Annotated in this window: 14 protein-coding genes; 10 read left to right on the top strand and 4 right to left on the bottom strand. The window is 61.4% G+C overall.

Annotation, left to right across the window (positions count from 1 at the left end; all coding sequences use genetic code 11):
• Positions 1 to 559 precede the first annotated feature (559 nt).
• A complete protein-coding gene (locus HX613_RS04215; RefSeq protein WP_235344204.1) occupies positions 560 to 1,234 on the bottom strand; it encodes an SOS response-associated peptidase in 675 nt (224 codons plus the stop codon).
• A gap of 52 nt (positions 1,235 to 1,286) precedes the next feature.
• Between HX613_RS04215 and HX613_RS04210 the strand changes: the two genes are divergently transcribed.
• From HX613_RS04210 to HX613_RS04190, 5 genes are all read left to right on the top strand, one after another.
• Positions 1,287 to 1,802: a MarR family winged helix-turn-helix transcriptional regulator gene (locus HX613_RS04210; RefSeq protein WP_235344203.1), complete on the top strand. Its 516-nt coding sequence runs from the start codon at positions 1,287 to 1,289 to the stop codon at positions 1,800 to 1,802.
• Positions 1,803 to 1,948: 146 nt separating this feature from the next.
• Positions 1,949 to 3,115, top strand: a complete 1,167-nt coding sequence (locus tag HX613_RS04205; protein WP_235344202.1) for an acyl-CoA dehydrogenase family protein — start codon at positions 1,949 to 1,951, stop codon at positions 3,113 to 3,115.
• Between the two features lies 1 nt (position 3,116).
• On the top strand, positions 3,117 to 4,175 hold the full coding sequence (locus HX613_RS04200; RefSeq protein ID WP_235344201.1) for an enoyl-CoA hydratase/isomerase family protein: 1,059 nt from the start codon (positions 3,117 to 3,119) through the stop codon (positions 4,173 to 4,175).
• Entirely contained in the window at positions 4,172 to 4,948 is a 777-nt protein-coding gene (locus HX613_RS04195; protein WP_235344200.1) for an enoyl-CoA hydratase, read from the top strand. The genes HX613_RS04200 and HX613_RS04195 overlap by 4 nt, the downstream gene beginning before the upstream one ends.
• 150 nt (positions 4,949 to 5,098) lie before the next feature.
• Positions 5,099 to 6,088: an NAD(P)H-dependent flavin oxidoreductase gene (locus tag HX613_RS04190; RefSeq protein ID WP_235344199.1), complete on the top strand. Its 990-nt coding sequence runs from the start codon at positions 5,099 to 5,101 to the stop codon at positions 6,086 to 6,088.
• Positions 6,089 to 6,102: 14 nt separating this feature from the next.
• On the opposite strand, the gene HX613_RS04185 is transcribed toward HX613_RS04190, so the two are convergent.
• Entirely contained in the window at positions 6,103 to 7,152 is a 1,050-nt protein-coding gene (locus HX613_RS04185; RefSeq protein WP_204234718.1) for an App1 family protein, read from the bottom strand.
• A gap of 52 nt (positions 7,153 to 7,204) precedes the next feature.
• Positions 7,205 to 8,203: a tryptophan--tRNA ligase gene (gene trpS / locus HX613_RS04180; protein ID WP_235344198.1), complete on the bottom strand. Its 999-nt coding sequence runs from the start codon at positions 8,201 to 8,203 to the stop codon at positions 7,205 to 7,207.
• Between the two features lie 191 nt (positions 8,204 to 8,394).
• On the opposite strand from trpS, the gene HX613_RS04175 reads away from it, so the two are divergent.
• The 4 genes from HX613_RS04175 to HX613_RS04160 all read left to right on the top strand — a co-directional run bounded on the left by HX613_RS04175 (position 8,395) and on the right by HX613_RS04160 (position 11,822).
• Positions 8,395 to 10,659 carry a carbon starvation CstA family protein gene (locus HX613_RS04175; protein ID WP_235344197.1) on the top strand — a complete coding sequence of 755 codons (2,265 nt, stop codon included), beginning with the start codon at positions 8,395 to 8,397 and terminating at the stop codon, positions 10,657 to 10,659.
• Positions 10,660 to 10,704: 45 nt separating this feature from the next.
• On the top strand, positions 10,705 to 10,947 hold the full coding sequence (locus tag HX613_RS04170) for a CstA-like transporter-associated (seleno)protein (RefSeq protein ID WP_235344196.1): 243 nt from the start codon (positions 10,705 to 10,707) through the stop codon (positions 10,945 to 10,947).
• 108 nt (positions 10,948 to 11,055) lie between these two features.
• Complete coding sequence (locus HX613_RS04165) at positions 11,056 to 11,493, top strand: DMT family transporter (RefSeq protein WP_328284895.1); 438 nt, start codon at positions 11,056 to 11,058, stop codon at positions 11,491 to 11,493.
• Entirely contained in the window at positions 11,490 to 11,822 is a 333-nt protein-coding gene (locus HX613_RS04160) for a DMT family transporter (protein ID WP_268826605.1), read from the top strand. Before HX613_RS04165 ends, HX613_RS04160 begins: the two co-directional genes overlap by 4 nt.
• A gap of 23 nt (positions 11,823 to 11,845) precedes the next feature.
• On the opposite strand, the gene HX613_RS04155 is transcribed toward HX613_RS04160, so the two are convergent.
• A complete protein-coding gene (locus tag HX613_RS04155; RefSeq protein WP_268826604.1) occupies positions 11,846 to 12,658 on the bottom strand; it encodes an exodeoxyribonuclease III in 813 nt (270 codons plus the stop codon).
• 84 nt (positions 12,659 to 12,742) lie between these two features.
• On the opposite strand from HX613_RS04155, the gene HX613_RS04150 reads away from it, so the two are divergent.
• The gene (locus HX613_RS04150; protein ID WP_143921936.1) at positions 12,743 to 13,231 is read left to right on the top strand and encodes a GNAT family N-acetyltransferase; all 489 of its coding nucleotides are present in this window, start codon (positions 12,743 to 12,745) and stop codon (positions 13,229 to 13,231) included.
• Positions 13,232 to 13,254 lie beyond the last annotated feature (23 nt).

Raw genomic sequence — 13,254 nt, 5'->3', positions numbered from 1 at the left:
GGGGTGACCGCGGTCAGCTTAAAAAAATCATGTTCACACACGCTGGCGTCACCACCCCGGCGAGGGGGCCGTGACTTGTGTGTGAACATGTGATTGTCTTACCAGAAATAATGTTTCTGGCATCACTATCTGTTCAAACAAATACGCTATTGGATTCTCAAACCACACACACTCACCCGTCACCACACACCATCAAACATGGCGGCGTACACCGGGGGTGTCAGTTTCAATTGTGTACATTCTGCCTTGCGGCCCGCCGTACCAGCGGATATCCACTCTACAGTGTTGTTTGGACCTTCGCAACTTGAAGTTCATCTTCAATTTGCTGGGATCAAACCTGGTCAGAGCGACCGTTGCCGTTCCTTGCGGGCTGGCAACTCGGTACACACTACACACATCTGGCGGGGTGTGCAAAACGAGTGGATTCTGCCGCATAGACCTCATGATGCTGACCCGTTCGACTCACCCGCAGCGGCTGTTGAGGACTTCGCGGCGACCGCTGTGCCGCAGGAGCCGAACCGGATACCTTCCGGGGTCCGCGCGACCGTGTGGAAGCTGGTCAGCCCACTGGAGTGATGAGTTCTGGGCCGTCGTTGCGAACGTTGCCCACGCTCTGGCCGACCTTATGTCGCGTCACGCTCGCGGGGTCGACTTGCGAGAGTGTCGATTCCAAGAGTGGAGGGACCTCGGCACTTGGCACCGCTGGATCGATCCATTGATCGATACCCCCACGGCTGAGGAAGACCGGCATCCGATGGTGAACATCACGCAGATGTCCCGCCGCTTCCATCGTCAGGATCGTCGTCGATACCAACCAGGACTGGTCCGGCTGCTTCCAGAACTCGAACAGGCCGGCCATGAAAAGCGGGTCGGTGCCCGCAGCCGACATCATCCATGGCTGCTTTCCGGCTTCAGTTGTCTCCCACTCGTAATAGCCAGGGATCGGAAGCGCACAGCGACGCCTCTTGATGGACTGTCTGAACATCGGCTTTTCGAGGACAGTCTCCGAACGCGCGTTGAATGCCTTGAAGCCGATCTTCGCGTCCTTCGCCCATCCAGGGACCAACCCCCACGAAGCGGTCTCCAGTCGACGTGTCAGCTGTCCTTCGTCGTCGAGTCGTTCGACGACGATCGGCACGAAGGAGCCCGGCGGCACGTTGTACCTGGGCGTGTAGTCATAGGAGATGACGTCGAGACGGAGCTCATCGGCGAGATCTGCCGGATCGAGAGACATATTGAGTCGACCACACATGCGCTTATCTTCTCACTTCACTACACTGTCGACAATGGCGGCGGAAAAGGCATCAGCGAGCAGACTCGACCCGATCGAGGAGTCCAGGAAACAGTGGCTCGCCCACGGTTGGAACGATTCCACCGATGGAATGACGACTGTGATCTCTGTGATGAGAGTCCATCAGCTGTTCCTCGCCAAAGTCGATGCCGCACTCAAACCCTTTGCGCTGACGTTCTCACGGTACGAAGTCCTTACCCTCCTGTCCTTCACCAAGTCGGGAACACTGCCGATGTCGAAGATCTCGGCCCGCCTGCAGGTCCACGCCACATCGACGACGAACTCGGTCGATCGACTCGAGAAGGCCGGTCTCGTGAAGAGACGCAGCCACCCCGATGACCGTCGCACCACGCTCGTCGAGCTCACCGAGTCCGGCCGTGAACTCTCGTCACGGGCAACCGCCGCCCTCAATGAAGAGGTCTTCACCTCCCCCGCGCTGGCCGGGACCGATTTGGGCGGACTCCTCCCCCACCTTGAATCACTGCGCTCCGAGCTCGAAGACCACGCCTGAGGCTGCTTCTCTTCTGCTGACCGATTTTCAGGCGAACAGACTGCGCAAAATTAGTTGGACGTCCAAGTAATTTCTCCGTATCGTAGTGAACGTCATCACGAATCCGATAAGCCTCGATCGTGGATAGCCCAAACCGTGGAGGAACAATGTCCCGCAGCACAGCAGCTGCCCTGCCGTTCGGTCTCACCGAAGAACAACAGACAATCTCCGGCATGGTGCGCGAATTCGCCGATTCCGAGATCGCACCGCATGCTCTGGAGTGGGATGCCAACCACCACTTCCCCGTCGACGTCATCAAGAGGTCCGCCGACCTGGGCATGGGCGGAATCTACGTCAGCGAAGAAGCCGGCGGCACCGGGATGGGGCGAATGGATGCAGCCCTCATCTTCGAAGCCATGTCGACCGCCTGCCCCTCGGTCGCCGCATACATCTCCATCCACAACATGGTGGCGTGGATGATCGACAAATACGGAGATGCCGAACAGAAGGAGAAATACCTCTCGAAGCTCGTCTCGATGGATCACCTCGGCAGCTACTGCCTCACGGAACCCAATGCCGGTTCCGATGCTGCCGCTCTGCGCACCTCGGCGAGGGAGGACGTTGACTCCTATGTCCTCAACGGCGTCAAGCAGTTCATTTCCGGTGCCGGCACCAGCGAAACGTACCTGGTGATGGCGCGTACCGGCCAGGACGGATCGCGCGGAATCTCCGCATTCATCCTCGAAAAGGGCATGGAGGGTCTCTCCTTCGGCCCCAACGAACAGAAGATGGGATGGCGAGCTCAGCCGACCCGACAGGTCATCATGGAAAACGTTCGCGTGCCGAAGGAGAACCTCCTCGGCGAACCCGGTCAGGGTTTCAAGATCGCGATGTCCGGACTCGACGGAGGCCGGCTCAACATCGGAGCATGCTCGCTGGGCGGCGGGCAATCTGCGTTGGAGAAGGCCATCGACTACATGGGCGAACGACAGGCCTTCGGCACCGAGCTCTCAGCTTTCCAGGCTCTGCGATTCGAGGTCGCGGAGATGCAGACCAAGCTCGAAGCGGCTCGCTCCCTCCTGTGGCGTGCCGCCAACGCCTACGACGCAGGCGATCCCAACACCTCATTGCTCTCGGCAATGGCGAAGCTGACAGCCACAGATTCGGGCTTCGACGTCGCCAATAGGGCACTCCAGTTGCACGGCGGCTACGGCTATCTGACAGAGTATGGAATTGAGAAGCTGGTGCGTGACCTGCGCGTCCACCAGATTCTGGAAGGCACCAACGAAATCATGCGCGTGATCATTTCGCGCAAGAGCACAGGAGTGGGCTGATATGACGACAGAGACCGCGGCACCGCCGACGGAAGCATCGGTGATCACCTCGATCACCAACGGAGTGGGCCGGATAGAGCTCAACAGGCCGAAGCTGATCAACGCACTGAGCCAGCAGATGGTGGGCGCCATCGATGACGCCCTGAAGAGCTGGCGCGATGACGACGCGATCAAGGCCGTCCTTGTCACCGGACGCGGCGAACGCGGGCTGTGCGCCGGAGGCGACATCAAGGCCGTCTACAACGACATTGTCGCCGGCACCGATGAGAACGCCCGATTCTGGAATCGCGAATACAAGATGAACCATGAGATCTCCGAATTCCCCAAGCCCTATGTCGTCATCATGAACGGCATCACGATGGGCGGCGGCGTCGGAATCTCGGGCCACGGCTCCCACCGCATCGTCACCGATTCCACCAAGATCGGAATGCCGGAGACCGGGATCGGCCTGTTCCCCGACGTCGGCGGCACACATCTGCTGGCCAATGCGCCGGGCGAGCTCGGCACCCATCTGGCGCTGACCGGACTGCCGGTCGGAGCAGGAGCCGCGCTGGCCATGGGACTGGCTGACTACTACGTGCCGGACGCTGAAGTGCCGGGACTCATCGCCGACCTCGAAGCAGGCGGCGACGTGGAAACAGTGATCGACCGCTACGCCGCCGATGCTCCGGAGAACGAACTCGCCGAGGCAGCAGGCTGGATCGACGAATGCTATAGCAGGGACCGGGCAGAGGACATCGTCGCAGCGCTGACCGCGCATGCGAACCCCGATGCCAATGCCGCCGGGAAGCTGATCGGGACCAAGGCACCCACCTCGGTGAAGGTGACACTGGCCGCCGTGCGCAAAGCCCGAGACATGTCCCTGGCCGAAGTCCTCGAACAGGACTATCGCGCAGCCGTCGCGCTGACACGTCGTCCCGACCTCAAGGAGGGCATCCGCGCGCAGGTCATCGACAAGGACCGCAACCCACAGTGGTCCCCGTCCGCATTCGACGAGGTCAGCGACGAAACAGTCAACGACATCCTCACCACCGATCACGAAGAGAAGGTGTTCGCATGAGCGACTACGAAACAATCCTCACATCCGTCGACCAGGGTGTTGCCACCATCACGCTCGATCGCCCGAAGGCTCTCAACGCGTTGAACATGCAGGTTCTCACCGACGTCACCGACGCAGCCACCGCATTCGATGCCGACGATGAGGTCAAGGCGATCATCATCACCGGCAGCGGCAAGGCCTTCGCCGCGGGCGCCGACATCAAGGAGATGTCCGACCTCGACTTCGCCACCGCGTTCAAGGCCGACTGGTTCGCCGGCTGGACCCGCCTGACTGACGTGCGCAAACCGGTCATCACCGCGGTCAACGGCTTCGCACTCGGCGGCGGCTGTGAGCTGGCAATGATGGGCGACATCCTCATCGCATCGACGAAGGCGAAGTTCGGCCAGCCCGAGATCAACCTCGGCGTCCTCCCCGGTATGGGCGGATCCCAGCGTCTGACTCGCGCGATCGGCAAGGCCAAGTCCATGGACATGTGCCTGACCGGACGCATGATGGACGCAGAGGAGGCCGAACGCTCGGGCCTCGTCGCACGTATCGTCGAACCCGAGGAACTTCTTGCAACGGCCAACGAGATCGCGCAGACGATCGCGTCCAAGTCCCGCATCGCCTCGGCGATGGTGAAAGAAGCGGTCAATACCGCATTCGAAACGACGCTCGAGCAGGGACTGCGCTACGAACGTCGCCTCTTCCACTCCTCCCTGGCCACGAACGACCAGTCCGAGGGAATGGCCGCATTCGTCGAGAAGCGGGACGCGAACTTCACAGATTCCTGAATCACCGCATGACGCGGCAGCCCGCACACGGCTGCAACGATGGCGCAGGCGAGGCGAACTCGTCTGCGCCATCGGCGTATTCGGTCACATGATCACTTTTAACAATCGTTCAGTTAGAGTGGAAACGTTCATCCACCCAAAGGAGGCACAATGAATTCTTTCGCCAATCTTCTCCCCCAGCTGCGACTTCCGGTGCTCGGCTCCCCCATGTTCATCGCATCGGGCCCCGACCTGGTCAAGGCCCAGTGCCAGGCCGGCATCATCGGTTCCTTCCCCACCCTCAATGCCCGCCCGGCCTCGATGCTCACCGACTGGCTCGACGAGATCCGAGAGAGCAACGCCGCGTTCACCGCAGCGAATCCCGATCGTCCGGCGGCACCGTTCGCTGTGAACCTCATCGTTCACCGCTCGAACAACCGTTTGGAAGCCGACCTCGCCGAGGTGGTCCGCCACCAGGTGCCCATCGTGATCACGTCATTGGGCGCACGAGAAGAGGTCAACGAGGCTGTGCACTCCTACGGCGGCATCGTCCTCCATGACGTCATCAACAACAAGTTCGCGCACAAAGCCGTGGAGAAGGGCGCCGACGGTGTCATCGCCGTGGCCGCCGGTGCCGGTGGACATGCCGGAGCGCTCTCCCCATTCGCGCTGGTCCAGGAGATCCGGTCCTGGTTCGACGGCCCGGTGCTGCTCTCGGGCGCAATTGCACACGGCCGCTCGGTCCTCGCAGCACTCGCCGCCGGCGCCGACTGCGCCTATGTGGGCTCGGCCTTCCTGTCGACGGCAGAGGCCAACGTCACCGAAGACTACAAGCAGATGATCGTCGACTCCGCTGCCGAGGACGTCGTCTACTCCAGCTACTTCACCGGAGTCAAGGGCAACTACCTGCGCGGTTCCATCACTGCCTCGGGACTCGACCCCGACGATCTTCCCGAGGCTGACCCGACGAAGATGGACTTCGGCACGAAGGAGGGGTCGGACTCGAAGGCGTGGAAGGACATCTGGGGCTCGGGTCAGGGCATCGGCGTGCTCCACGAGAAGAGCACCGCTGCCGAACTCGTCGACAGTCTTACCGCGCAGTTCGAGGCCGCGAAGACGGAGCTCGACGCTCGCCTGAATACGGCTGTCGGCGTCGGCTGAGCCGCACCGAACTCTCAGATCGTGGAGATGATGCCCCGTTCGGTCAGGCGCGAAGACAGTCCTGCACCGTCCGGGGCATAGATCCACGGCACGCCCTGGCCGCGACCGTGGCGCTTCGAACGACCACCTGCCCAGACCGCTTCACCGACGGTGAGCTGGCGGATCGCGACCGCCGCGACATTGTCGGGGTGGTTGTCCACGAACTCTCCGTAGACCTCTTCGTCCTTCTGACCGTCGTCGCCGATGAGCAGCCATTTCATCCACGGGAACTCACGCGACAGGCGCTCCAGAGAGTTGCGTTTATGCTCCTTACCCGAACGGAAGACGCGAGTCGTCGTCGGCCCCCAATCGGTGAGCAGCAGAGGCCCCATCGGGTAGAGGTTGCGAGAGAGGAACCTCTTGATCGTCAGGGCCGAATTCCACGCTCCCGTCGACAGATAGACCATCGGAGAATTCGGGCGCATATAGGTGATCCGGTCATAGAGCACAGCCATTCCCGCCACAGGCGACCTGGCATGCTCGCTGAGGACGAAGGTGTTCCACGCGGCAAGAAATGGTCGCGGCAGTGAGGTGACCATGACCGTGTCATCGATATCGGAGATGATGCCGAACGTCGTGTCCTCGCCGATGATCCGCACGGCAGCGGAATCGACGAGCGAGCCATCGGTCCACAGTTCGATCTCCGTCTCACCGGGCTGAAAGTCACCGGGAATGACAGTGTCGATGATGCCGCCCCTGTCAGCGGTGACCATGTGCTCTTCGTCATTGACGCGGACCCAGGCCGTGTCGTTGGGCAGAGGCACACTGACGAAGGACTTCCATCCCCGAATGCTCGCCTGCAGGTCCGCCGCAGGCTGACCTGTGGGGGTCAGGACCAAACGTCCGAGCACTCTCACCCACCCGGTGCCGCCATAGGTGTCATAGGCGATGACTGTGCGCTGATAGGTGTGATCGGTGGCGCGGTTCTGCAGCCAGCCGTTGAGCCGGTCTTCCATCCGTGCCGCGGTGTGCAGCATGTCCGGGGTGAGGTTCAGCGGTCCCTCTTCGGGTTTCTTCTTCGCCACGGTTCTTCCTTCACACTCATCGCACGTCAGGTCGGATCGGGTTGCAGTCGGCTCAGACGAAGCCGACCTTGTCATAGACCTCTCGCAGGGTCACCTCGGCGATCTCATTGGCCTTCGCCGCACCCGAATCGAGGATGGCCTGGAGCTGCGCCCGGTCCTGCAGGAGCTCATTGGTGCGCTCTCGCACAGGGGTGAGGGCTTCGACGGCGATCTCTGCCAGATCGACCTTGAGGTGACCGTACATCTTGCCCTCGTACTCTGCGACGATGTCATCGACCGAACGCGAGGTCAGAGAGGAATAGATCGTGAGCAGGTTCGAGACTCCGGGCTTGGACTCCGGGTCGTAGGCGATCTCCTTGCCATCGTCGGTGACGGCTGACTTGATCTTCTTCGTCAGTGACTTCGCGTCGTCGAGAAGGTCGATGCGACCCAGCGGGCTGGGCAAAGATTTTGACATCTTCGACGAAGGGTTCTGCAGGTCGTAGATCTTCGCGGTGGCCTTGAGGATCTGTGCCTCAGGAACGACGAAGGTCTCTCCGAACCGATAGTTGAAGCGTTCGGCCAAGTTTCGGGTCAGCTCGAGATGCTGGCGCTGATCCTCGCCGACGGGCACCATCTGCGGATTGTAGAGGAGGATGTCGGCGGCCATCAGCGCTGGGTAGGTGAGCAGGCCCAGGGACACATGCTCCTGCTTGGCCGATTTGTCCTTGAACTGCGTCATCCGGCTGGCCTCACCCATCGACGTGGTGCATTCGAGGACCCATGACAGCTGCGGGTGTGCCGGGACCTGTGACTGGACGAAGATCGTCGACTTCTCCGGGTCGATACCCGCCGCAATGAACTGCGCAGCGGTGCGCAGGGTGCGCTCGCGCAGGTCGCTGGGGTCCTGCTCGACGGTGATCGCGTGCATGTTCGCGATGAAGTAGAAGGCATCGTGCGACTCCTGATGCGCCACGAACTGCTGCAGAGCTCCGATGTAGTTGCCCAGGTGCAGTGAGTCAGAGGTGGCCTGGATGCCGGAAACGGTGCGTGGCAGAGAAGAAGTCATCATAGAACCATAATGCCACTTCAACCCCGCGTCATCGCAGACCACCCCGTGCGAGCCGAGGACTCAGGTGATCTCAGCCACCTACGCGCCACCGGCAAACGGTATAGTGACGAAGCAGATCACATGATTCATCGAGGTATCTCACATGGTTCGATCAACAGTCTTGTTCGGCCGGTGACCGGTGGTCATGGGCAATGAATATTCGGTGCGAAGTCATCGAGCTCAACGAGGAGGAAATCTTGTCTGTCGAATACGTCAGAACCGAAGAGGGGCTGCCACCGGTGGCTGTGGTCGAGAAGCCGCGGTGGACTCCGGTGAAGATCGTCATCTGGGTGGTCATCGCGTTGGTCGCGGCCGCCGGATGGGCGATGGTTGCGTTCGTGCGCGGAGAGGAGATGTCGGCCAGCTGGTTCGTCGCCGCTGCCGTGGGCAGCTATCTCATCGCGTTCCGTTTCTATGCCAAGTTCATCGAATGGAAGATCTGCCGCCCCGACCCGAAACGGGCCACTCCTGCAGAGCTCAATGACAATGGACGCGACTTCGCACCCACTGACCGCCGAGTGCTCTTCGGCCACCACTTCGCCGCCATCTCGGGCGCCGGGCCTCTGGTCGGACCGATCCTGGCCGCGCAGATGGGCTACCTGCCCGGTACCCTGTGGATCGTTCTCGGCGTCATCGTCGCCGGCGGCGTCCAGGACTACCTGGTGCTGTTCTTCTCGATGCGCCGCAATGGCCGCTCTCTAGGTCAGATGACTCGTGATGAGCTTGGTCGCACTGGCGGAATCATCGCCTCGCTGGGCATCATCCTCATCATGGTGATCCTCATCGCTGTCCTCGGCGTCGTCATCATCAATGCACTGGCCGAGAGCCCTTGGGGTGTCTTCTCGATCGCCATGACGATTCCCATCGCCGTGTTCATGGGCATCTACATGCGCTACCTGCGTCCGGGCAAGGTCGTCGAGGTCTCGGTCATCGGCGTCGTCCTCCTGATCCTGGCCATCGTCGCCGGCGGCTGGGTTCACAACTCGCCCGTGTGGTCGGAGTTCTTCCACCTCGACAAGGTGACACTGGCCTGGTGCCTGATGATCTATGGCTTCCTCGCCGCTGTGCTGCCGGTCTGGGTGCTGCTGGCACCGCGTGACTACTTGTCGACCTTCATGAAGATCGGCACCATCATCCTCCTGGCTGTCGGCATCCTCATCGTCAACCCGAGTGTGCAGATGCCGGCCGTGACCGAGTTCGCCTTCAACTCCGAAGGCCCTGCCTTCGCCGGAGTTCTGTTCCCGTTCCTCTTCATCACCATCGCCTGCGGGGCCCTATCGGGATTCCACGCGCTCATCTCTTCAGGCACCACGCCGAAGCTGATCGAGAAGGAATCCCAGGCCCGCCTCATCGGCTACGGCGGAATGCTCATGGAGTCCTTCGTTGCGATCATGGCTCTGGTGGCCGCGATCTGCCTCGACAAAGGGCTGTACTTCGCGATGAACGCCGCCGAACCGCTCACCGGCGGAACAACACAGGGCGCCTCAGACTTCATCAACAACTCTCTTGGCATGTCCGGGGTCGAAACGAGTCCCGAGGTGCTCCAACAGGCAGCAAATAACGTCGGAGAGGAGAGCATCGTATCCCGCACCGGTGGCGCCCCGACTCTGGCGATGGGCATGGCGCAAATTCTCCACAATGTCTTCGGCGGTCCAGCATGGATGTCCTTCTGGTACCACTTCGCAGTCATGTTCGAGGCACTGTTCATCCTCACCACCATCGATGCCGGTACCCGCGTCGCCCGTTTCATGCTCAGCGACGCACTGGGCAACTTCTCGAAGAAGTTCCGAGACCCCTCGTGGACCCCGGGGGCGTGGCTGACCACAGCGATCATGGTCGCGGCATGGGGGTCGATCCTGTTGATGGGAGTCACCGACCCTCTCGGCGGCATCAACACGCTGTTCCCGCTCTTCGGCATCTCCAACCAGCTGTTGGCCGCCATAGCCCTGGCGGTGGTCTTCGCCATTGTGTGCAAGATGGGGCTGGCCCGGTGGGCCTGGATCCCAGGCATACCGCTCGTGTGGGACCTCGTGGTCACGATGGCTGCTTCCTGGCAGAAGATCTTCTCCTCGGATCCCCTGCTCGGATACTGGGCGCAGCACTTCGCCTACAAGGATGCCTTGGCATCCGGCGAGACTTCTCTGGGCAACACCGAAGGCGTGGCGGCGATGAATGCCGTCGTCCGCAACACCTTTGTGCAGGGCACTCTCTCCATCGTCTTCGCACTGCTCGTTGCCATGGTCGTCATCATGGCCGTGTGGAAGTCCGTCGAAGCCATCAGGAAGGGATCGCTGCCCACCTCTGAGGAGCCTTACACGGAGACCAAGATATTCGCTCCGGCAGGTCTCATCGCACGAAAGGCCGAACGCGAGGTCCAGGCCCAGTGGGACGAGCGTTCCCCACACAGACGACCATAACCGTGTTCCATGTGCCGTGACGGCGGCACGGAAAGGAGCGACACCATGACCAGCGCAAGCACACATCCGCTCGAGCGTCTCGTGAGGGACCCATGGGGATCGCTTCGCCGAGGCGCGGCAGGACTCCTGTGGTACCTCAAGGAGGTCATGGGTGAGAACGCCTACATCCATTACATGGAGTCCTACGAGCGCCGCCACGGCACTCGCGAGGGTGCCATGGGAGAGAAAGAGTTCTGGCGTGACCTCACCGATGAACAGGACCGCAATCCGAAGGTTCGATGTTGCTGACGTTCAGCGCCGATGAGCCCTGAGTGTGGCCCGGGTCCGTGTGGAGATTCCTCCGCGCAGACCCGGGCCTCTTCGCGGGAGAAAGAAGCTGCCCGATTTCCCTGCCGGATGACCATGGCCGACAATTGTCATGTGCGCAGATGGCTATTTCTGATGGGTGCCATCATCGCCGAGGTGACCGGCACCCTGGCGCTGAAGGGAGCTCTTGACTCCCCCGCCCTCTATATCCTCGTCGGCCTCGGCTATGCCGCAGCGTTCGTCTTCCTCAGCCTCACCCTCCGCGTCGGTATGCCGCTTGGCATCGCCTACGGAATCTGGGGCGCAGCGGGAGTCGCGCTCACCGCGATCCTCTCCCACGTCCTCTTCGCCGAACCGCTCACACCCGTCATGATCACCGGAATCGTCTTCATCATGGCCGGCGTCATCCTCGTCGAGGTCGGCAACCGCGAAGACGACGCACACCAGTCCGTCCCGAACACGCCACAGAGCGAGACAGAGGAGTCGAACGAGCCCAGAGAGTCGAGCGAGCTGGGAGACGAGTCATGATCATCGGCTGGATTCTGCTCGTCACCGCAATCGTCCTCGAGGTCGCGGCCACGATCTGTCTGCGCATGGCATCGGTCGGCGGCAGCAGATGGTGGTATGCAGGAGTCGCCGCCGGATACCTCGTCTCGTTCAGCCTGCTCAGCCTGACTCTGCGCACCGGCATCCCCTTAGGCGTGGCCTACGGGATCTGGGCCGCCACCGGGGTGGCGCTGACGGCCTTGGCCGGTCGCGCGCTGTTCAAGGAGAAGCTGACGCGGAAGATGCTCTTCGGCATCGGTCTCATCCTCATCGGCGTGCTGCTCATCGAACTCGGCTCCTCACACACCTAGACGACCAGCCAGTCGAGCCTGAGCTACTTCGGTGCGGGGAGGTCGTAGTCGATCACGAGCGGTGCGTGATCGGACCAGCGCTCGGCCCAGCTGTCAGCTTTGTCGACCGTGGCTTTGACTGCCGCCTGGGCAAGTTCCGGTGTCGCCATCTGATAGTCGATGCGCCAACCGGCGTTGTTGTCGAAGGCTTGTCCGCGCATGGACCACCAGGTGTAGGGGCCATCGACGTCGCCGCTGAGCTTCCGGTGTACGTCGACGAAGCCGACATCGCCGAAGAAGCCGTCGAAGTACGCACGCTCCTCGGGCAAGAATCCCGCCTTCTTGCGGTTGGCCTTCCAGTTCTTCAGGTCGCGTTCGGTGTGGCAGACGTTGAGGTCACCGGTGACCAGCACGTGATCGGCGTGCTGTGCGAGTTCGGGCAGGCGCACGGTCATTCGGTCGAGGAAGCGGTACTTGTCCTCCTGTTTGGGAGTGTCCACCTCACCGGAATGGACGTAGGCCGATACGAGAGTCAGCAGCGACCCGTCACCGAGGCGGTAATCCGTTTCCACCCACCGACCGGCGCGGTCGAAGTACCCGTCCGCACCGAGGCCTTCGCGTACCTCGGCCGGCTCCGTGCGAGCCATGACGGCGACTCCGGCACGTCCCTTCGCCTCGGCGTCGTGGCTGATCGTGGTGTACTCGGTGTCCTCGAGCACTTTGAGGGCGATGTCGTTGGCGGCCCGGACTTCCTGCAGTGTGATGAAGTCAGGTTTCGCGCTGTCCACCCAGGTGGGCATCCCCTTTCTCCATGCCGCTCGAACTCCGTTGACGTTGACTGATGCAATCCGAATCATGTGTTCTATCATGGCATGAGCGCACTACTCATACGGGCTTGGGCGTTATAGAGTGATGGAAAGAAACATATTTCAGGAGGCGTAATGGCTGTTGACGAGACTTTCGATTCTGAGCAGCTGAGCATCAGCCCGCTTGACGAAGTAGACGCCCGTGAGATGCGCGAGTTCCTGCTCGGTGCGCAGGAGAACTTCTGGGGAGACCGGGACCTGAGCGGCGATCACGATGCCTACTGGTTCCGCCAGTTCGTGACCTCGGGTCTGGTGGCCAGATACCGTTCGGAGATCGTCGGCTATCTGCTCGGCGTCATCCCCCATGATGGCCCTTCCTACATCCACCTGGTTGCCGCCCGATCTGATTTCCGACATAAGGGAATCGGCCGTCACCTGTACCAGCACTTCATCGAACACTCGCGAACCTTGGGAGTCTCATCGGTGCAGGCCACAACCTTGCCGGATTCTTCCGCAGCGATCTCGTTCCATTCCTCACTCGGGTTCACCGGTGAACTCATCGAAGACTATGCGGGTGCCGGAGATCCACGGGTGTTCTTCGAGCTCAAACTCCTCGAGGAATGACGAACACACCGGCCTGACCAGCG

It is taken from the genome of Brevibacterium sp. UCMA 11754 (assembly GCF_021532275.1).
In the GTDB taxonomy this organism is placed as follows: Bacteria; Actinomycetota; Actinomycetes; order Actinomycetales; family Brevibacteriaceae; genus Brevibacterium.
The sequence above is the reverse complement of the archived record's forward strand: the minus strand, read 5'-3'. Positions and strand labels throughout refer to the sequence as shown.

Excerpts from the sequence above, each read along its gene's own strand:
- HX613_RS04170 (WP_235344196.1), top strand. The coding sequence starts at position 10,705 with ATGACCAGCGCAAGCACACATCCGCTCGAGCGTCTCGTGAGGGACCCA.
- HX613_RS04165 (WP_328284895.1), top strand. The coding sequence starts at position 11,056 with ATGACCATGGCCGACAATTGTCATGTGCGCAGATGGCTATTTCTGATG.
- HX613_RS04205 (WP_235344202.1), top strand. The coding sequence starts at position 1,949 with ATGTCCCGCAGCACAGCAGCTGCCCTGCCGTTCGGTCTCACCGAAGAA.
- trpS (WP_235344198.1), bottom strand. The coding sequence starts at position 8,203 with ATGATGACTTCTTCTCTGCCACGCACCGTTTCCGGCATCCAGGCCACC.
- HX613_RS04160 (WP_268826605.1), top strand. The coding sequence starts at position 11,490 with ATGATCATCGGCTGGATTCTGCTCGTCACCGCAATCGTCCTCGAGGTC.
- HX613_RS04195 (WP_235344200.1), top strand. The coding sequence starts at position 4,172 with ATGAGCGACTACGAAACAATCCTCACATCCGTCGACCAGGGTGTTGCC.
- HX613_RS04155 (WP_268826604.1), bottom strand. The coding sequence starts at position 12,658 with ATGATTCGGATTGCATCAGTCAACGTCAACGGAGTTCGAGCGGCATGG.
- HX613_RS04200 (WP_235344201.1), top strand. The coding sequence starts at position 3,117 with ATGACGACAGAGACCGCGGCACCGCCGACGGAAGCATCGGTGATCACC.
- HX613_RS04215 (WP_235344204.1), bottom strand. The coding sequence starts at position 1,234 with ATGTCTCTCGATCCGGCAGATCTCGCCGATGAGCTCCGTCTCGACGTC.
- HX613_RS04175 (WP_235344197.1), top strand. The coding sequence starts at position 8,395 with ATGAATATTCGGTGCGAAGTCATCGAGCTCAACGAGGAGGAAATCTTG.
- HX613_RS04190 (WP_235344199.1), top strand. The coding sequence starts at position 5,099 with ATGAATTCTTTCGCCAATCTTCTCCCCCAGCTGCGACTTCCGGTGCTC.
- HX613_RS04210 (WP_235344203.1), top strand. The coding sequence starts at position 1,287 with ATGGCGGCGGAAAAGGCATCAGCGAGCAGACTCGACCCGATCGAGGAG.
- HX613_RS04150 (WP_143921936.1), top strand. The coding sequence starts at position 12,743 with ATGGCTGTTGACGAGACTTTCGATTCTGAGCAGCTGAGCATCAGCCCG.